Genomic DNA, 18,396 nt, shown 5'->3' with positions numbered 1-18,396 from the left:
CTCTGCACCGGGGTGGACACGGGCGCCCGTCGCCCAGAACGACGGGCGCCCGCGGATCAGGACTCGAACGCGGTGGGCAGGTACTGCTCCACGTTCTCGCCGGTCACGACCGGGGCGTTCAGCACGATGCGGTTCGGCACCTCGACCTCGACGAGGTCGCTGAGCGCCTTGCCCTGCACGAGCAGGCGCGCGAGCCGGATGCCGTCCGCCGCCTGGGTGGACGGGTAGATGACCGTGGCCTTCAGCACCGTGTCGTCCGCCTCGATGGAGCGCATCGCGTTGGCGGAGCCGGCGCCGCCGATCATGAAGAACTCGTCACGGCCCGCCGCGTCGATGGCGGCGAGCACGCCGATGCCCTGGTCGTCGTCGTGGTTCCAGATCGCGTCGATCTGCGGCGCCGCGGAGAGCAGCTGGGAGGTCGCGGCCTCGCCGCCCTGGACGGTGAAGTCCGCGGCCACGCGGTTGCTGACCTCGAGGCCGCAGTCGTCGAGCGCGTCGGCGAAGCCGCGGCTCCGGTCCTGGGTCAGCGGCAGGGAGTCGATTCCCGCGATCTCGGCGACGACGGCGTCGTCGTTGCCCTCGAGCTGCTCGCAGATGTAGGTGCCCGCGCTCACGCCCATGCCGTAGTTGTCACCGAGCACGGTGACGCGCGCGGCGAACGGGCTGGAGAACTCGCGGTCGACGTTGACCACCGGGATGCCGGCCTCCATGGCGCGGATGGCCACATCCGTCAGCGCTGCGCCGTCGGTCGGCAGCAGCACGATCGCGTCGACCTTGTCGTTGATGAACGTCTCGACCTGGCTGATCTGGAGGTTGGCGTCGTTGGTGCCCTCCGCGACCTTCAGGTCGATGTCCGGGAACTTCTCCGCCTCGGCGAGCGCGGCGGAGTTGATGGCGCCGAGCCAGCCGTGGTCGGCGGCCGGGCCGGAGAAGCCGATCGTGATGGTGTCGCCGGTGGCCTCGTTGCCCTCGGCGGTGCTGGTCGTCGCTTCCGTTTCTTCTTCGGGAGCGTCGCCCGGTGTGCATCCCGTGAGGAGCGCGGCGAGGGCGAGTGTGGTGCCGGACCCGACAAGGAGTCGGCGCCGCAGCGAGGGGCTGGCGAGCATGTGTTCCTCCTAGAGTGAAACCGCTTCGCGCCAATGCGGCACCACCGCGGCACCGGCCGCGGAGGCGGCATCCCCCGGGCCTTGAAGCATCAGCCGCCGGGCGGCGTCCGCCGGGGCGCGGGAACGGTCGGAGTCCGACTTCTCGCTTCGGGTGAGTCCCCATTGACGTTTCCTGCAACATAACAGACATCGGAGCGCTCCGGCAGGAGCGTTATCCGCTCGTTTCCGGTGCTGTCAGACCTGTCCCCCGCCGCCCATCACTGTTATGTTGCGGTCATGTTCGATGGCGATCATCCTGCTCCCCTGCTCGACGTGCGCGGCCTCACGAAGTCGTTCGGAGGCGTGCAGGCGCTCCGCGGGGTCGACCTCTCCGTGCTCCCGGGCGAGGTGCACTGCGTGCTCGGGCAGAACGGCGCAGGCAAGTCGACGCTCATCAAGATCCTGTCCGGTGCGTACCAGCCCGACGGCGGCACGATCAGCTGGCAGGGGAACGCGGTGACCATCGCGAACCCGGTCGCGGCGCTCGGCCTCGGCATCGCCACGATGTACCAGGAGCTCGACGTCGTGGACGGCCTGTCCATCGCCGAGAACGTCTTCCTCGGCCACGAGCTCGCCACCGGAGGCGTGCTGCGCGGGGGCGAGGCGCGGCGCCGCACGCGCGAGCTGCTCACGCGGCTCGGGCACGGCTCGATGGCGCCGGGCCGCGAGGTGGGATCCCTCCCCGCCGCCGGGAAGCAGCTCGTCAGCATGGCGCGCGCCCTGTCCCGGGACGCGCGGCTGCTCATCATGGACGAGCCGAGCGCGGTGCTCGACGCCGAGGAGGTCAAGAACCTGTTCCGCGTCGTACGCGAGCTCACCGCGCAGGGCATCGCCGTCGTCTACATCTCCCACCGGCTGGAGGAGATCCGCGAGATCGGCGACCGCATCACGGTCATCAAGGACGGCAGTAGCACGGCCGTCGGACTCCCCGTCGCGGAAACCCCGACGCCGGAGCTCATCCGGCTCATGACGGGCCGCACCGTCGCTAACGTCTTCCCGCCCGCGACTCCCCCGGCCGCCGCCGCCGAGGCGGTGCTGACCGTGACCGACCTCGCCGTGCGGGGCGTGTTCGAGGGCGTGAGCTTCTCGGTGCGGGCGGGCGAGATCGTGGGACTCGCCGGGCTCGTCGGCTCCGGGCGGTCCGAGGTCCTCGAGACCGTGTACGGCGCGAGGCGCCCGACCGCGGGGTCGGTCACCGTCGCGGGGCGCGCCCTGTCGCCGGGGTCCGTCACGGCCGCGGTCGACGCCGGCGTCGGCCTGTCACCGGAGGAGCGCAAGAGCCAGGGGCTGCTGCTCTCCGAGCCCATCTACCGCAACGTGACGCTCGCCACCTTCCCCCGGTTCGCCCGGGCGTCGCTGCTCGACGAGCGCCGCGAGCGCGAGGTGACCCGTGAGCAGATCGAGTCGCTCGAGCTGCGGCCGGCGGACCCGGACCGCCAGACGGGCACCCTGTCCGGCGGCAACCAGCAGAAGATCCTCCTCGCCCGATGGCTCGTCCACGGCACCCGGGTGCTGCTCCTCGACGAGCCGACGCGCGGCGTCGACGTGGGCGCCCGCGCGGAGATCTACGCCCTCATCCGCCAGCTCGCCGCGGCCGGCACGGCCATCGTCCTCGTCTCGAGCGAGATCGAGGAGGTGCTCGGGCTGGCCGACCGCGTCCTCATCCTCGCGGACGGCCGCGTGCTCGACACCCGGAACGCATCAGACCTCACCGAGCACGACGTGCTCGACCTCGTCCTGAAAGGAAGTGCCGCGTGAGCGAGCAGAACACCACCGTGAGCTCCTCGGTGCCGCCGGTGATCGACCGGCCGAAGGAGAAGCCCGACAGCCCCCTCCGCCGCTTCCTCGGCGGCTCGGCCGGGCGCAACCTCGGCCTCGTCATCGCCCTCGCCCTGCTGATCGGGGTGGGCGCGGCGACGGCGGGCGACCGGTTCCTGACCGTCGACAACATGCTGACGATCGTGCGCTACGCCTCGATCATCGGCGTGATCAGCATCGGCATGACCTTCGTGATCACGGCGGGCGGCATCGACCTCTCCGTCGGCTCGGTGATGGGGCTGTCGTCGGTCGTCGCCACCCTGGCCGCCGTCCAGCTCGCGGCGACGCAGTCGTCCTGGATCCTCATGGTGGTCGTCGCGCTCGCGGTCGGCACCGCCGCGGGTCTCGTGAACGGCGTGGTGATCGCCTACGGCAACGTCGTGGCGTTCATGGCGACGCTCGCCATGCTCGTCGGCGCCCGCGGCCTCGCGGAGCTGGTCTCCGAGCGGCGGACCCTCATCGTGAACGTGGCGGAATTCCTCTCGGCCACCCGCTCCAACATCCTCGGCGTGCCCCTGCTGATCTGGATCTTCGTGATCGTGGCCGCGGCCGGCTGGTTCCTCCTCAACCGCACGACGTTCGGGCGCCGCACGGTCGCCATCGGCGGGAACCGGGAGGCGGCCCGCCTCGCCGGCATCAAGGTGCGGCGCCACGTCGTCGCCCTCTACGTGCTGTCCGGATTCACCGCGGGCATCGCCGCGGTCATGATGCTCGCCCGGACCACGTCCGGCACGTCCACCCACGGCACCCTCTACGAGCTCGACGCCATCGCGGCCGTCGTGGTGGGCGGCACCCTGCTGGTGGGCGGCCGCGGCACGATCGTCGGCACGGTCTTCGGCGTGCTGATCTTCGCGACGCTCACCAACGTGTTCACCCAGAACAACCTGTCGACCTCGGTGCAGGCCGTGGCCAAGGGCGCCATCATCGTGCTCGCCGTCCTGCTGCAGCAGCGCTTCGCATCGAGGGGCTCGCGCCGCACCGACTGATCGGGGCCGGACTGTTCGGAGGTCCCGACCGATCGGGGCTGGTGCAATCGGCACTCGTCCGGGTAATATGTTTAGCAGTCCAACATATTCACCAACGACGCTGAAAGATCAGGTGCCCCATGGCTGACCAGCCCACGCGCGAAGACAAGTTCTCCTTCGGTCTCTGGACCATCGGATGGACGGGCAACGACCCGTTCGGTCCCCCCACCCGCCCGAACCTCGACACGGTCGAGGCCGTCACGAAGCTCGCCGAGCTCGGCGCCTACGGCCTCACGTTCCACGACGACGACCTCTTCCCGTTCGGGTCGAGCGACGCCGAGCGCCAGCGCGAGATCGACCGCCTCAAGCAGGCCCTCTCCGACACCGGCCTCGTTGTGCCGATGGTGACGACGAACCTGTTCAGCCACCCCGTCTTCAAGGACGGCGGCTTCACCTCCAACGACCGCGCCGTGCGTCGCTTCGCGATGCGCAAGGTGCTGCGCAACATCGACCTCGCCGCCGAGCTGGGCGCGAAGACGTTTGTCATGTGGGGTGGCCGCGAGGGCAGCGAGTACGACGCCGCCAAGGACATCCAGGGCGCCCTCGAGCGCTACCGCGAGGCCGTCAACATGCTCGGCGACTACGTCACCGACAAGGGCTACGACATCCGCTTCGCGATCGAGCCCAAGCCGAACGAGCCCCGCGGCGACATCCTGCTGCCCACGCTCGGCCACGCGCTCGCGTTCATCGAGACGCTCGAGCGTCCCGAGCTCGTCGGCGTCAACCCCGAGGTCGGCCACGAGCAGATGGCCGGGCTGAACTTCACCCACGGCATCGCCCAGGCGCTCTACCAGGGCAAGCTTTACCACATCGACCTCAACGGCCAGCGCGGCATCAAGTACGACCAGGACCTCGTCTTCGGTCACGGCGACCTGCAGAACGCGTTCTCGCTCGTCGACCTCCTCGAGCACGGCGGCCCCGCCGGCGGACCCTCCTACGACGGCCCCCGCCACTTCGACTACAAGCCGAGCCGCACCGAGGACTACGACGGCGTCTGGGCGTCCGCCGCAGCCAACATGCGCATGTACCTCCTGCTCAAGGAGCGTGCGGCGGCGTTCCGCGCCGACCCCGAGGTGCAGGAGGCCCTCGAGGCCGCCCGCGTGCCCGAGATCCGCACGAACACGCTGAACGACGGCGAGAGCTACGACGACCTGCTCGCCGACCGCAGCGCGTACGAGGACTTCGACGCCGAGCAGTACTTCGGTGGCAAGGGCTTCGGCTTCGTGCGTCTGCAGCAGCTCATGCTCGAGCACCTGCTCGGCGCCCGCTAGGCACCGGAAGAACCAGGCGGAGCAGGGCGAGGAAAGGATACCGATGGCGCTCGTGATGGGGGTCGACTCGTCGACCCAGAGCTGCAAGGCGGTCGTGCGCGACCTGGCGACCGGCGAGGTCGTCCGGCGGGGACGCGCGAGCCACCCCGCGGGCACCGAGGTGGACCCGCAGGCGTGGTGGGACGCCCTGCTCGCGGCCATCGCGGAGGCCGGCGGCCTGGCTGACATCGCGGCCGTCGCGGTCGCCGGTCAGCAGCACGGCATGGTCGTGCTCGACGACGCCGGCCGGGTCATCCGCCCCGCCCTGCTGTGGAACGACACCCGCTCGGCTCCCGCGGCCGCCGACCTCATCCGTGAGGTCGGCGCCGCGGAGCTGGCGGCCCGCACCGGGCTCGTGCCCGTCGCGTCCTTCACCGGCACGAAGTTGCGCTGGCTGCGGGACACGGAGCCGGACAACGCGGCGCGCGTCGCCGCCGTCGCCCTGCCCCACGACTGGCTGACCTGGCGCCTTCGCGGGTACGGCCCCGAGGGCGACAGCCTGTACGGGCCGGACCTCGAGCAGCTCGTCACCGACCGATCCGACGCCAGCGGCACCGGCTACTGGAGCCCGGCGTCGGGGACCTACGATCTCGACCTGTTCGAGCTCACCTTCGGCCGCCCCGGGCGCGAGGCTCAGCCGGGCAGCCGCGACCTGCCCGGCGTCGTGCTCCCCCGGGTGCTCGGCCACGACGAGGCCGCGGGCCTCGCCGTTGTCGCGGGTGCGACCGCTGAGTCCGGCGTCGTCGTGGGTGCCGGCGCGGGCGACAACGCGGGCGCCGCGCTCGGCCTCGGCGCGAGCGCGGGCGACGTCGTCATCTCGATCGGAACGTCGGGAACCGTGTTCGCGGTCACCGATGCCGTCGCGGCCGACGAGTCCGGCGCCGTCGCGGGCTTCGCCGATGCGAGCGGCCGTTATCTGCCGCTCGTCGCCACCCTGAACGCCGCGCGGGTCCTCGACTCGATCGCGGGGCTGCTGGGCGTCGACCACGACGAGCTCGGCCGCCTCGCCCTCGAGGCGGAGCCGGGTAGTGAGGGGCTCGTGCTCGTGCCCTACTTCGAGGGCGAGCGCACGCCCAACCGCCCGGATGCGACCGCGACCCTCAGCGGCATGACGCTTGCGTCCACCTCGCGTCCCAACCTCGCCCGTGCGGCCATCGAGGGCCTGCTCTCCGGGCTCGCGGACGGGCTCGACGCCGTGCGCGCGACGGGCGTGCGGGAGAGCAGGCTGCTGCTGATCGGCGGCGCGGCTCAGAACGAGGCCGTCGCCCGCATCGCGGCGCAGGTCTTCGACGCCCCCGTCGTCGTACCCAACCCCGCGGAGTACGTCGCCGACGGCGCGGCCGTGCAGGCCGCGTGGGCGCTGACCCGTGAGCGCCCGGTCTGGCCCGTGAGCATGGTGCTGGAACCGGAGCCGGACACCCGTCCCGTCATCCGCCGCCAGTACTCGGAGCGCGCGACCGTCTGATCATCCCTGGTCGGTCCCCGATCGACCCTCCCGACGAGCGGATGCCCGACCCACGTGGTCGGGCATCCGCTTTTCGTCTTCAGCGCCTGGACGCCCCGGCCCCATCGCGGGCCCGCCGTGCGACGGGCGTGCCGACGGCGCCGCCTCCACGAGCACCGCGCTGCCTCTCGTGCAGACGGATCTTGTGCTCCCGCACCTAGGGTTGTACTGTCAGGTTAATCGTTTACGTAAACCATTACGTCGGCGATGACGGAAGGTCGCCAGAGCGGACTGCACGCCCCACCGCTTTGGTGGTGCCGATGACGGTGAGCCCGAACGGCGACGGTCGGTGCGGCCTTCTCGCACTCCCCCGTCACACCGTGACGTTCGTCATGGCCGACCGACAGTGGCGCATGCCGCGCCGATCTCATCATGGACACCGCCGGTACCCCGCGGCGCATAGCAAAGGAGCTAGACAGTGACATCACGAATGGCGAGAGGACCCATCCGGGTCGCGGCCCTCACGGCCTGCGTCCTCGCAAGCTCGGGGCTCGTGGCATGCAGCGCCGGCGGCAGCGCCGGTGACTCGGGCGGCGACACCTTCACGATCGTCCAATACGAAACCGAGGACAGCGCTCAGGGCCAGGGCTGGCAGACCGCCCTCGAGATCTTCAAGGAGGAGCACCCCGACGTGAAGGTGGACTACCAAACCACCAGCTTCGATGCCTTCCGTAAGAATGCCAAGATCGTGCTCTCGGGCAACGATGTCCCGGACGTTGTCGAGTTCAACAAAGGCAACGCGGACGGCGGACAGCTTGCCGCCCAGGGACTTCTCGAGCCGCTCACGGAGCAGGTCGAGAAGTACGGCTGGGACGAGAAGATCACCGGCTCCATGCAGGCGTTCGCCAAGTACGACGAATCTGGCCTCGCCGGCTCCGGCGACTGGTACGGCATCCCGAACATCGGTGAGTACGTGATGTTCTACTACAACAAGGAGAAGTTCGCTCAGGCGGGCATCACCGAGGTCCCCACGACCCTTGAGGACTTCGAGACCGCCATGGACAAGCTCGTGGCGGCCGGCATCCTCCCCATCTCGAGCTCGGCTGCGACCAACCAGGGGTTCAACCAGATGTGGATCTGGTACTCCCTTGTGTCGGCGTACGCCGATCGCGACGCGATCGACGACTTCATGTTCCTCCGCGATGAGGTGGATTTCTCGGCCGACCCCTGGAAGAAGGGCACCGAGCAGTTCCAGGAGTGGATCGAGAAGGGGTATGTCGGTGACCAGCTCGCCGGCCTCAACTTCGAGCAGGCCACCGTCAACTTCTTGAGCGGCGAACCCGCGATGCTCATCTGGAACCAGGGCGAGTTCAATCGCGTCCGCGACACGGCGCCGTTCGACTGGGGCTACTTCACCCTCCCGGGTGCCAACATGTCGGGTGGCTCCTCCGGCCACCTCTGGGGCGTGCCGGCCGAGGCCGACAACAAAGACCTCGCGTACGAGTGGATCGAGACGACGCTGCGTCCCGAGGTGCAGAACCAGATCGGCGAGCTCGGCGGGCTGCCTCTTGCGGGCGACACGAGCAAGATCACCGACCCACTGACCCGCGAGTTCACGCAGCGCTTCGACGAGCTGGTCGACGCGGACAGCCTCACGTTCTACGCCGACTACCCGGTACCCGGCCTCCTCGACTTCCTGCAGAACCACATGCAGGCGATGTCGAACCGCAACGAGACAGCCGACGAGTACCTGGACGCGCTGCAGGAGTTCTACGACTCCGGCAGGGCGGACGTCATCGAGGGCTGACCCACACGGATCGAGGTCAGGGCGCGGCACATCCGTGTCGCGCCCCCCTCGCCCTGGTCAGCCGGAACGAACAAGGAGTACACGATGGCAACGACAGCCCAGGCCCGGCCCGCTTCCGCCCGCCCCGCTCGGTCGCGCAGGCGCGGCGTCAGCATTCGCGAGCGGGGGTCCTATTGGTGGTACCTGCTTCCCATCGGCGTGGGTTTCGGCGCGATCGTCATCGTGCCGTTCGTGATGAACGTCGTCGTGAGCCTCTTCAAGTGGAAGGGCGGCCGATCGCCGTTGCGGTGGTATGGCCTCGGCAACTACACCGACCTCCTCGCCGACCAGGAGTTCTGGCTTTCTTTCAGAAACTCTGTGTTCATGATCATCGCGATCGTGGTCATTCCCACCCTCATCGGCCTCGTCCTCGCGGCCGTGCTCTTCGACTACCTCGGGCGAAAGTTCGGCAGCCGCACGGCCGCCTTCCTCAGGGCCACCTACTACCTCCCGCAGATCCTCCCGATCGCTGTGGCCGGCTTCATCTGGAGCTGGATCCTCGATTCCCGCAACGGATCGATCAACTCGTTCCTGCGCACCATCGGTATCGAGAATCCGCCGGACTGGCTCGGTGACCCCAGCCAGGCACTGAGCTCGGTGATGGCGATGCTTGTCTGGCTGCAGATCGGCTACCCGGTCGTGATCTTCATGGCGGCCCTGCAGCGGGTCGACCCCGAGCTCTACGAGGCGGCCGAACTGGACGGCGCCGGCTGGGGTCGTCGCTTCCTCGCGATCACCGTGCCCCAGATCCGCCCGGAGATTTTCATCGTGGTCCTCACCGCGACCGTCGGAGCGCTCAAAGTGTTCGCACCCATCCTCATCCTCACCGCCGGTGGACCGGAGGGCTCGACCGTTGTCCCCTCCTACTACGCCTACCGCAGCTTCTTCGAGCTGTCCAAGGTCGGCTATGGGTCCGCCATCGCGACCGTCATGTCGATCGTCATATTCATCGTCGCCGCCATCATGCTGACGTGGCAGCGCCGCACCGACAACGAAAGGGTGGCATGACCGTGGCGATCCAGGTCGGACCCGTCGACGAGGAGGTCCTGCTTCCGCCCGAGCAGGCAGCCAAGTCATCCCGTCACCGGAAGCACTCTCCCATCCGATGGCTCATCCTCGCGATCGCCGCGGCGGTCGCCGTGGTCATGCTGGCGCCGTTCTGGCTGTTGATCCTCAACGCATTCAAGAGCGTCGCCGACTACTCGGTGAACGGGCCTCTGGCGTGGCCGGAGTCCTTCAGCCTCGAGGCGTTCTCTAAGTACCTCGACATCGTGAACTACCCGGTCGCGCTGTGGAACTCCGTCGTGATCGCGACGGCCACCGCATTCCTCGGCGCCGCCATTGCTCTGCTCGGCGCCTATGCGATCGGAATCGGCAGGATCAGAGCGAGTGGACTGGTACTCGCGATCCTGCTGCTTTCGACGATGCTTCCCCATGAAGCGCTCATCTACCCGCTGTTCTACGGAGCGCAGGCGACGGGCACCCTGAACACGCCGTGGTCGGTCATCGCGGTCTTCACCGTGTTGCACGCCGCGTTCGGCACCTATCTTCTGGCGAGTGTCATGGGAACAGTGCCCAAGGAACTGCTCGAGGCAGCCGCACTGGACGGCGCCAGCCGCTGGAAGATCCTGTGGCAGGTGGTCTACCCGATCATGCGGCCGACCCTCGCGGTCCTCGTCGTCTTCTTCTTCATCTGGACGTGGAACGAGTTCTACATTCCGCTCGTCCTACTGTCCGACCAGTCCGCGCAGACCATCCCCATAGCGCTGTCGACGTTGCGCGGTCAGAACACCATCGACATCACGGTGCTGAACGCCGGATCGCTGCTGTCCCTGTTGCCCACCCTTGTCTTCTTTCTCATCTTCCAGCGCACCCTGAGCCGTGGCGTGACGGCTGGAGCGGTGAAGTGATCCTCGCTTCTCCGCCCACCGCCTAGCCGGTCTGTACCGCATCACCCGCAATCGAAGGAGCACTTTTTGTACACCCCCTGGGACAACCTCATCGGAAACGCCGGCGTCCGCAGTCGATCCATCAACGCCGAGAACCCAACAGGCGGGGCCGGCATGGCGGCACGAACCGCCTCCGCCCTCGGTTCCGGCCGCAAGGGAACCGCGTATCTGCCGCTTCCCGCGGGTGAGACTCTCACCCTCGCCGACATCACCGGCCCTGGTGTGATTCGCCACATCTGGATCACCGTTGCGGACCGCACGGAGGCGGGACCGTTCGTACTTCGCGATCTCGTGTTGCGCGCCTACTGGGACGGTGAGGAGAACCCCTCCGTGGAAGTTCCCCTCGGCGACTTCTTCTGCAACGGCTTCGGAGCCCGCGCGCTCGTCAACTCGATCCCGATCGTCGTCGCCCCCACGGGAGGCATGAACTCCTACTTCCCCATGCCGTTCCGGACGGGCGCGCGCATCACCCTGGAGAGCCAGCACGGCGCCGATCTGCCGCACATCTTCTTCCAGATCGACCTGACCACTGGCGATGAGATCGCCGAGGACACCCCGTACTTCCACGCACAGTGGCGCCGGTCGAACGGCACGACCGGCATCGGGGAGGACCACGTGATCCTGGACGGCGTTCAGGGGCGCGGTACGTACATCGGGACCTATGTCGCGCTCACCTCCCTGCAGCGCTACTGGTGGGGGGAGGGCGAGGTGAAGTTCTTCGTCGACGGCGACACCGATAACCCGACTCTGTGCAGCACGGGTCTGGAGGACTACGCAGGCGGAGCCTGGGCCTTCCAGGACGAATTACGGTCGCACCCCGAGCCCGAGGTGCTGACCTTCAGCGCCCCATACTTCGGCTACCCGTACCACTCGGCACAGGACACCACCAGGGCTTCGCCGTTCTCCACCGAGATGCCGCCGTCGCATGGTCTGTACCGCTGGCACCTCCCCGACCCGATCTACTTCTCCCAGGACCTCCGGGTCACTCTCCAGCAGATCGGCGCCTGGGACTTCGGTCTCTTCGAGCGACAGGACGACATCTCGACGACGGCGTACTGGTACCAAATCGCACCACACGCGGTCTTCCCATCCCTGCCGAGCGCCGCGGAGCGGCAGCCGCGGTAGCGAATCCGCCCGGATGGAAGCGGGAGCTGATCCACCCGGTCGGTAAACTTCCTGCGATACAAGGACCACGCGAGAGGGGTGTCGATGTCCGACGCACCCACCACGATGGCGCAGGTGGCGCGGTTAGCCGGCGTCTCCACCGCCACGGTCTCGCACGTCATCAACCAGACGCGGAAGCTCTCGCCCGCTACCGAAGCCCGCGTGCGTTCCGCCATCGCCGAACTCGCCTACATCCCGGACCCGTCCGCTCGATCCCTGCGAGCGGGATCGAGCGATGTCGTGGGCGTCGCCATGCCGGCGATCAGCAACCCGTACCTCGCGACCTTCGTGCACGAGCTCGAGGAGGCTCTCGCTGCGGTGGGCAAGTCGATGCTGCTCGCGGACACGCACGACGACCCCGAAGTGGAGGTTAAGGCCGTACGGGACCTGATCGCGCGACGGCTGGGCGGTCTCGTCCTCGCCCCCAGCGGCACGCCCGACTATGCGATCGAGCTCGGCAGGAGGTACGCCGTCCCCCTCGTGATGATCGACCTGATGCAGGAACGTGACGACTGCGACCAGATCGTCGTCGAGAGCGTCGAGGCAGTCGAAAAGGTCACCGCTCACCTGATCGACAAAGGTCATCGGCGCATCGGAATGGTGAGCGGCCTCCCCGGCATCCGGACCACGGACCAGCGGACGGCCGGCTATCGCCTCGCTCACGAGCGCGCGGGACTTCCGCTCGACGCTGCTCTGAGCCCGTCCGGTCGGAGCTCGCGGGCGGGCGGGCGTGCCGCTGCGGACGCCCTGCTCGACCTCGCTGATCCCCCGACGGCGCTCGTCACCGGCAACAATGCGATGACCATCGGGTCCCTCGAGGCGATCAAGGCACGCGGACTCACCGTGCCGGGCGACGTCGCCATGGTCTGCTTCGACGACTTCGACTGGGCCGAACTGTTCGAGCCTCAGTTGACCGCCATCGCGCCGCAGGTGACTCTGCACGCCAGACGGGTCGTCGAGATGCTCGGGCGCCGGACCGAGGATCCCAGCATGCCTGCGCAGCACGAGACATTGACGCCCAAGATCATGCACCGGAACTCCTGCGGCTGTGATCCTACGACTGCGGTACCGCTGTAGAACTCATCCGAGTCCCGCTCTCGTTGGTTCGCGCACCTCGACATGACGCGGTCGCCGCGCATCGCGGATGCCCGCGTCCTTGCGTCCAGGGCAGCGTCGGCTGGTTACACGACGCAATACCGTCCAGCGGCCGTGAGGATCAGGTCATCGAGGTCGGGACAAGCTGAAGCCGCGCGCGAGTGCGGCACCCGCCCGGCGTAGGTATTGCTCGGCCTCGGCCTGGGCCCGCTCGCCGGAGCCCGCGAGCTCGGTGAGCGATACGGCCTGGGCGAAGCTTTCCGTCGATGCTCCGATGCGGCCCGCCACCAGAGCCGCGGGCACTCCGGCGGCCGCCGCGATCGCGGCCACGTGGTGCGGCACCTTCCCAGCCGCTGACTGCTCGTCGTACGCCCCCTCCCCCGTCACCACGAGGTCCGCTCCCCGGATCGCGCCGGCGAGGTCGAGGGCGGCCGCCACGGCCGCGGAACCGGGGGTGAGGGCCGCGCCCCAGGCGAGCAGGCCGAATCCGGCGCCTCCCGCCGCACCGGCGCCGGGCGTGTCCGGGTCGATCCCGTCGAGGAGGCCGGCCAGGCGCGCGAGGGCGGCGTCGAGCGCGCGCACGTCCTCGGCCGACGCGCCCTTCTGTGGGCCGAAGATGGCGGCCGCGCCGAGCGGGCCGAGCAGCGGATTGGCGACGTCGGTGAGCACGGACGCGCCGCCGGGCGGCAGGTCCCGCAGCTCGCGGAAGTCCACCTCGGCGACCGCTTCGAGCCCCCCGCCGCCGAACGGGACGGACCGTCCCGCCTCGTCGAGGAAGCGGGCCCCTAGGGCAGCAAGCGCGCCTGCACCGCCGTCCGTCGACGAGCTGCCCCCGATCGCGAGCAGCAGGCGTCGGGCGCCACCGTCGAGCGCCGCTGCGATGACCTGCCCGAAGCCGTAGGTGTGGGCGTCCCGGGGCAGGAGAGGATCCAGCAGGGTGAGCCCGGACGCCGAGGCGAGCTCCACGACCCCGGTGCCGTCCGGCAGGAGAAGCCAGTCGCAGGTCACGTCCCGACCGTCGGGACCGAGCACGGTCACGGGCATCCGGGTGGCGCCGGGCACGGCGAGCGCGAAGGCGTCGACGGTCCCCTCGCCGCCGTCCGCCATCGGGCGGAGGACGAGGTGGTCCCCCGGACGCTCGTCCGACCACCCCGCGGCGAGCGCGCGAGCGGCGACGTCCGCGGCCGCCGATCCTTTGAAGGAGTCCGGTGCTAGAACGACGATCGACCCCGGCACTGCACTCCCCTCGCTGGACGTGTCGCCCAGCGTAGCGAGCGCGGTGCCGGGGTCGCCCGGTGCGCGATCAGACGATCAGCGGCGGATGGCCGACTTCAGCCAGCCTGCGGCGGGCCGCTGCTGCTCGCCCTGCTGAGCGGCGAGCACGATGAGCGTCGCCGTGAACGCGGGGATGAGCCACTGCAGCACCTTCTGCTGTCCCTGGGCGGCGCGGAGGCCGGAGGACGACGTCGCGGACGCCTCGGTGGCACCCTCGACCGGCTCGCCGATGTGGTCGGCCTGCTTCTTGCCCACGATGCCCGAGTACAGCGTCGTCACGATCGCCGCGCCCGTCACTGCGAGCTTGATGTTGGTGTTGGTGCGTGCCTCGCCCTGCTTGGCGAGACGATCCTTGTTACCGAGGATGAGGCCGACGCCGCCGATGCCGTGCGTCACCATGGCGGCGAACTGCACCGGGGACCAGCGGGCCCAGCCGATCGACGAGATGCGCAGGCGCTCGGTCGGGCTCTTGGCGTCCGAGGCGGCGCCGTTCAGGCCGACGACCCCCATGAGCGAGCCGCCGAACCAGGCGGCCAGGCCGAGGTCGTGCATGCTTCGGACGAGCGTGTTGCGTTGTGACACGGGTACTCCTTCAGTTGATGGTGCGAGAGGGGTGGTCCCACGGTCGGGGAACACCCGGAGGAACGGGGGAATCAGGCGGGTCCGCCGGCGATGTCCTCGTCGTCGATCCCTGCGGTGCCGGGGTGATCCATGAGCCCCGGGGCCTCGGACGGGCTGTCTGCGTCGTCCGCGTCGCCGCCGTCGTCGATGAGGTCTCCCTGATCGAGGCCGCGCGGGTCGGACTCAGTGCTGTCGGTCATGGCGAGAACCTACGCCGCGGAGGGCGCCGGGTTGAGCCTCTCAGCAGACCAACAGCTTCATCTCAGTCCTTCCCGCCCTGGTTGGGCGCCCCGTGGGCCGCGCTCGTCCCGCGCCGGAGTCGCGACATCGCCGCACCACGCCCGCACGGACCCCGGCGCTCCGCCAGACTTGATGGGATGAGAGCCCGTGCCCTGCCCGCGCCTGCCCTCGTGGTCATCGCGATCGTCGGCGTCCAGTTCGGCAACGCTTTCGCCGGCTCGTTCCTCGATCAGGTCGGCCCGCTCGGGGCCGCAGCGCTTCGCCTCTTCTTCAGTGCGACGATCCTGGCCGCCGTCGTGCGACCGCGGGTGCGGGGCTGGGACCTGCGCACCTGGGTCGGCGTCGCCGTGCTCGGGCTGGCCCTCGCCGGCATGAACAGCCTCATCTACCTCGCCATCGCCGAGATCCCGATCGGCGTCGCCGTGACCGTCGAGTTGTTCGGTCCTCTGGCGATCGCGATTGCCGGGATCCGGCGGCTCGTCGACGCGCTGTGGGTCGTGCTCGCCGTCGCGGGCATCGCGCTCCTCGGCCTCGAGGCAGGCGGCGCGCTGTCCGTCGTCGGCCTGCTCCTCGCGGCGGGCGCGGCCGCCTTCTGGGCTCTCTACATCCTCGCGTCGGCGCACCTCGGCTCACGGGTGCGCGGCGTCGACGGCCTGTCCGTCGCGATGCTGCTCGCGCTCGTTCTCGTGCTGCCGTTCGGCTCCGGATCGGCCCTGACGGCGGTCGCCGCCGACCCGTGGCTCCTCGCCGTCTTCGCCGGGGTCGCGCTGCTGACCTCGTCGATCCCGTACTCGCTCGAGTTCCTCGCCCTCAAGTCGATGCCGTCCCGCGTGTTCGGCGTCCTGTCGAGCCTCGGTCCCGCGATCGCCGCACTGGCCGGCCTGCTCGTGCTGCAGCAGGTGCTCTCGCTCCCCCAGCTGGCCGCGATCGTGCTGGTGACCATCGCGAGCATCGGCGTCATCGCGACGTCGCGAACTCCGACGGAGATCGCTCCCGCTCCTGCCCCGGCCGGGTCGGTCTAGCCCGGCCGCACAGTGGGGTCGGTTCCGCCAGCGTCGGCGTCGGCGGGCAGCAGGTCCGCGTGTGCGGCCGCGTAGCGCTTCGCCCGCCGGGTCTGGACGATGAGCAGCGGGACGCCGATGACGAGAAATAGCGGGAACACGACCACCCCGGCCACCGCCGTGACGGATTCGGCGGTGCCATTGCTCAGGTTGAGAAGCGCAAGCGGCCACAGTCCGCTGAACAGGAGGACCAGCTGACCGAGCTGGAACGGAAAGAGGAGCGTCGCGATGCGGGCATAGAGAGCAGCCCGTCGAACGCCCTCCTCGGACAGCTCCGCCGGCTTCCCCCCGAGGACGACCCGCGGGATCGTGGTCTGGTCGGCGTAGCTCCGGCCGAGCGCGAGGCGGGAGCTCCGCGCGAGCGGCCACGTCACGACCATGGCCCAGACCGCCGCGGCGAGAAGGCCGATAGCGGGACCGAGGAGAACCGCCTCCACCGCCGGGATCTCGTGGTCCAGGGCGACGAGCCCCGCGATGCCGATGCCCGTTCCGAGCACCGCCGTGAGGACGATCGTGCCGACCTTCCTCCGGATCACCGAGCGGGACCAGTCCGGCACCGTCGGCAGCGGCGCCACGGCCGCACTCGGCGCGGGGAAGCGTCTGCCGATCCGCAGCGCCGCGGCAAGGAAGCCCATCGAGAGGGCGACCACGACGACGAGCGCAAGCGCGATCTCGGGAGCGGTCACCGCGATCCCGAGGCAGACGGCGGCGGCGACGACCTCACCCACCCAGAACACGCGGACGTAAGCCCGGAGCGCCTCGCGCCCGCCGCGGCCGTTCGGGTCGAACGTGGGCCTGGCCATGAGCACCCCGGCGAGGACCGGAAGCAGCACCAGGACGGTGGCGCTGAAAGACGTGACGTAGGCGATATCCGACCTGTCCGCAGGAAGCAGGGCAGCGAGCCCGAAGCCCAGGCCGACGAGGAGCAGCGCGAGGCCGACACCGATCAGGAGGAGGTACCGGCGCTTCACGGTTCGAGCGTAGCCACGGCGCCGCGGCCGCCCGCGCCCCAGTGTCGGCGCCCCCGCGGCCCACCCCGCCCCCGCCCACCCCCTCCCGCTGCACCGCACCGCACCGCACCCCTCCAGGAACGACGGAACGCCCCGGCCGTGCGGCCGGGGCGTTCGGTGTCGTGCGGGAGGAGGCGGTGCGGGCTAGCTGCTCGCCTTGGCGCCGCGGCTCTTGTTGAACACGTCGAACGCGACGGCCAGGAGCAGCACCAGGCCCTTGATCAGGGACTGGTACTCGGTGCCGAGGCCGAGCAGCGACATGCCGTTGTTCAGCACGCCCATGATCAGACCACCGATCATGGCGCCTGTCACCGTGCCGATACCACCGGTGACGGCGGCACCACCGATGAACACGGCGGCGATGGCGTCGAGCTCGAAGCCGGCTCCGGCGCCCGGGAGGGCGGAGTCGCTGCGGGCGGTGAAGGCGATGCCGGCGAGGGCCGCGAGCACGCCCATGTTGACGAACAGCAGGAAGTCGACCCGCTTGGTGTTCACACCGGACAGCTGAGCGGCGTTGAGGTTGCCACCGCGGGCGTAGATGTGACGACCGAAGATGCTGCGGTGCATGACCGCCGTGTAGAAGAGCACGAGGGCGGCGAGGATGACCAGCACGATCGGGGTGCCCTTGTAGCTGGCGAGCAGGTACGTGACACCGAGCACGAGAACCGCGATGAAGGCGATCTTCGTGACGAACCAGGCGAACGGCTCGTCCTCGAGGCCCAGCTTGACGCGGGCGTTGCGCTCACGGACCTGCTGCAGCACGAGGAACAGGGTGGCGGCCACACCGAGGGCGACCGTGATCCACTCGAGGATCGACGTCCCGTTCGACGGGTCGGGCAGGTAGCCCGCGCCCACGGCGACGTACTCGTCGGGGAACGGCGTGATCGGGCGGTTGTTGAGCACGATCTGCGCGAGCCCTCGGAATGTCAGCATGCCCGCCAACGTCACGATGAACGCCGGTATGCCTACATAGGCGACCCAGAACCCCTGCCAGGCGCCGACCACGGCACCGAGCACGAGGCTCGCCAGGATGCTCGCCCACCAGGGCCAGCCCCAGTTCACCGCGAACACGCCGGACATGGCCCCGACGAACGCGACGACAGACCCGACGGACAGGTCGATGTGGCCAGCGATGATGATCATCACCATGCCGATCGCGAGGATCAGGATGTAGGCGTTCTGGACGACGATGCTCGTGACGTTGCGGGGCTGGAGCAGCGTGCCGTCGGTGAGGATCTGGAACAGCACCACGATCAGCACGAGCGCGATGAAGATGCCGATCTGGCGCAGGCGGCTCGTCAGGAAGCTGAGGACGTTGCCGACCTGAGAAGGCTCATTCGGCTTCTGCGGCGCCGGCTTGGGCGCCGCCACATCGGTCAGTTGGGACATTTGA

Annotated in this window: 16 protein-coding genes; 10 read left to right on the top strand and 6 right to left on the bottom strand. The window is 69.4% G+C overall.

The features are described 5' to 3' along the window. Nucleotides 1-56 precede the first annotated feature (56 nt). Nucleotides 57-1,106 (bottom strand): substrate-binding domain-containing protein, encoded by a 1,050-nt coding sequence (locus DAI20_RS05975; protein WP_108249569.1) that lies wholly within the window; start codon nucleotides 1,104-1,106, stop codon nucleotides 57-59. A gap of 276 nt (nucleotides 1,107-1,382) precedes the next feature. On the opposite strand from DAI20_RS05975, the gene DAI20_RS05970 reads away from it, so the two are divergent. The 9 genes from DAI20_RS05970 to DAI20_RS05930 all read left to right on the top strand — a co-directional run bounded on the left by DAI20_RS05970 (nucleotide 1,383) and on the right by DAI20_RS05930 (nucleotide 12,778). Beyond that, on the top strand, nucleotides 1,383-2,903 hold the full coding sequence (locus tag DAI20_RS05970) for a sugar ABC transporter ATP-binding protein (RefSeq protein WP_108249568.1): 1,521 nt from the start codon (nucleotides 1,383-1,385) through the stop codon (nucleotides 2,901-2,903). After that, nucleotides 2,900-3,949: an ABC transporter permease gene (locus DAI20_RS05965; RefSeq protein WP_108249567.1), complete on the top strand. Its 1,050-nt coding sequence runs from the start codon at nucleotides 2,900-2,902 to the stop codon at nucleotides 3,947-3,949. Before DAI20_RS05970 ends, DAI20_RS05965 begins: the two co-directional genes overlap by 4 nt. Before the next feature lie 119 nt (nucleotides 3,950-4,068). Next, nucleotides 4,069-5,259 carry a xylose isomerase gene (gene xylA / locus DAI20_RS05960; RefSeq protein WP_108249566.1) on the top strand — a complete coding sequence of 397 codons (1,191 nt, stop codon included), beginning with the start codon at nucleotides 4,069-4,071 and terminating at the stop codon, nucleotides 5,257-5,259. Between the two features lie 43 nt (nucleotides 5,260-5,302). Beyond that, complete coding sequence (xylB, locus tag DAI20_RS05955) at nucleotides 5,303-6,763, top strand: xylulokinase (RefSeq protein WP_108249565.1); 1,461 nt, start codon at nucleotides 5,303-5,305, stop codon at nucleotides 6,761-6,763. Nucleotides 6,764-7,220: 457 nt separating this feature from the next. Next, on the top strand, nucleotides 7,221-8,549 hold the full coding sequence (locus DAI20_RS05950; RefSeq protein ID WP_240605894.1) for an ABC transporter substrate-binding protein: 1,329 nt from the start codon (nucleotides 7,221-7,223) through the stop codon (nucleotides 8,547-8,549). A gap of 84 nt (nucleotides 8,550-8,633) precedes the next feature. After that, the gene (locus tag DAI20_RS05945; protein WP_108249563.1) at nucleotides 8,634-9,596 is read left to right on the top strand and encodes a carbohydrate ABC transporter permease; all 963 of its coding nucleotides are present in this window, start codon (nucleotides 8,634-8,636) and stop codon (nucleotides 9,594-9,596) included. After that, the gene (locus DAI20_RS05940) at nucleotides 9,593-10,498 is read left to right on the top strand and encodes a carbohydrate ABC transporter permease (RefSeq protein WP_108249562.1); all 906 of its coding nucleotides are present in this window, start codon (nucleotides 9,593-9,595) and stop codon (nucleotides 10,496-10,498) included. Before DAI20_RS05945 ends, DAI20_RS05940 begins: the two co-directional genes overlap by 4 nt. Nucleotides 10,499-10,564: 66 nt before the next feature. Continuing rightward, entirely contained in the window at nucleotides 10,565-11,662 is a 1,098-nt protein-coding gene (locus DAI20_RS05935; protein WP_240605893.1) for a glycoside hydrolase family 172 protein, read from the top strand. Nucleotides 11,663-11,746: 84 nt separating this feature from the next. Next, nucleotides 11,747-12,778, top strand: a complete 1,032-nt coding sequence (locus tag DAI20_RS05930; protein ID WP_159084932.1) for a LacI family DNA-binding transcriptional regulator — start codon at nucleotides 11,747-11,749, stop codon at nucleotides 12,776-12,778. A gap of 144 nt (nucleotides 12,779-12,922) precedes the next feature. Here DAI20_RS05930 and DAI20_RS05925 read toward each other — a convergent pair whose 3' ends face one another. The 3 genes from DAI20_RS05925 to DAI20_RS18415 all read right to left on the bottom strand — a co-directional run bounded on the left by DAI20_RS05925 (nucleotide 12,923) and on the right by DAI20_RS18415 (nucleotide 14,892). Then, nucleotides 12,923-14,032 carry a glycerate kinase family protein gene (locus tag DAI20_RS05925; protein WP_108249560.1) on the bottom strand — a complete coding sequence of 370 codons (1,110 nt, stop codon included), beginning with the start codon at nucleotides 14,030-14,032 and terminating at the stop codon, nucleotides 12,923-12,925. Nucleotides 14,033-14,107: 75 nt separating this feature from the next. After that, nucleotides 14,108-14,653, bottom strand: a complete 546-nt coding sequence (locus DAI20_RS05920; protein WP_108249559.1) for a hypothetical protein — start codon at nucleotides 14,651-14,653, stop codon at nucleotides 14,108-14,110. 71 nt (nucleotides 14,654-14,724) lie between these two features. Then, nucleotides 14,725-14,892 (bottom strand): hypothetical protein, encoded by a 168-nt coding sequence (locus DAI20_RS18415; RefSeq protein WP_159084931.1) that lies wholly within the window; start codon nucleotides 14,890-14,892, stop codon nucleotides 14,725-14,727. A gap of 177 nt (nucleotides 14,893-15,069) precedes the next feature. Between DAI20_RS18415 and DAI20_RS05915 the strand changes: the two genes are divergently transcribed. Next, the gene (locus DAI20_RS05915) at nucleotides 15,070-15,954 is read left to right on the top strand and encodes an EamA family transporter (RefSeq protein WP_108249558.1); all 885 of its coding nucleotides are present in this window, start codon (nucleotides 15,070-15,072) and stop codon (nucleotides 15,952-15,954) included. Here DAI20_RS05915 and DAI20_RS05910 read toward each other — a convergent pair. Beyond that, nucleotides 15,951-16,964, bottom strand: coding sequence for a hypothetical protein (locus DAI20_RS05910; protein ID WP_108249557.1), 1,014 nt, complete (start codon nucleotides 16,962-16,964; stop codon nucleotides 15,951-15,953). The two genes, DAI20_RS05915 and DAI20_RS05910, sit on opposite strands and share 4 nt — an antisense overlap. Nucleotides 16,965-17,147: 183 nt before the next feature. After that, nucleotides 17,148-18,392, bottom strand: a complete 1,245-nt coding sequence (mmsB, locus tag DAI20_RS05905; protein WP_108249556.1) for a multiple monosaccharide ABC transporter permease — start codon at nucleotides 18,390-18,392, stop codon at nucleotides 17,148-17,150. Nucleotides 18,393-18,396 lie beyond the last annotated feature (4 nt).

The organism is Planctomonas deserti, from assembly GCF_003067705.1.
GTDB classification, from domain to species: Bacteria; Actinomycetota; Actinomycetes; order Actinomycetales; family Microbacteriaceae; genus Planctomonas; species Planctomonas deserti.
This window is presented reverse-complemented; position numbering and strand designations above follow the sequence as displayed.

Excerpts from the sequence above, each read along its gene's own strand:
- DAI20_RS05915 (WP_108249558.1), top strand. The coding sequence starts at position 15,070 with ATGAGAGCCCGTGCCCTGCCCGCGCCTGCCCTCGTGGTCATCGCGATC.
- xylB (WP_108249565.1), top strand. The coding sequence starts at position 5,303 with ATGGCGCTCGTGATGGGGGTCGACTCGTCGACCCAGAGCTGCAAGGCG.
- DAI20_RS05945 (WP_108249563.1), top strand. The coding sequence starts at position 8,634 with ATGGCAACGACAGCCCAGGCCCGGCCCGCTTCCGCCCGCCCCGCTCGG.
- DAI20_RS18415 (WP_159084931.1), bottom strand. The coding sequence starts at position 14,892 with ATGACCGACAGCACTGAGTCCGACCCGCGCGGCCTCGATCAGGGAGAC.
- DAI20_RS05970 (WP_108249568.1), top strand. The coding sequence starts at position 1,383 with ATGTTCGATGGCGATCATCCTGCTCCCCTGCTCGACGTGCGCGGCCTC.
- DAI20_RS05940 (WP_108249562.1), top strand. The coding sequence starts at position 9,593 with ATGACCGTGGCGATCCAGGTCGGACCCGTCGACGAGGAGGTCCTGCTT.
- mmsB (WP_108249556.1), bottom strand. The coding sequence starts at position 18,392 with ATGTCCCAACTGACCGATGTGGCGGCGCCCAAGCCGGCGCCGCAGAAG.
- DAI20_RS05975 (WP_108249569.1), bottom strand. The coding sequence starts at position 1,106 with ATGCTCGCCAGCCCCTCGCTGCGGCGCCGACTCCTTGTCGGGTCCGGC.
- DAI20_RS05930 (WP_159084932.1), top strand. The coding sequence starts at position 11,747 with ATGTCCGACGCACCCACCACGATGGCGCAGGTGGCGCGGTTAGCCGGC.
- xylA (WP_108249566.1), top strand. The coding sequence starts at position 4,069 with ATGGCTGACCAGCCCACGCGCGAAGACAAGTTCTCCTTCGGTCTCTGG.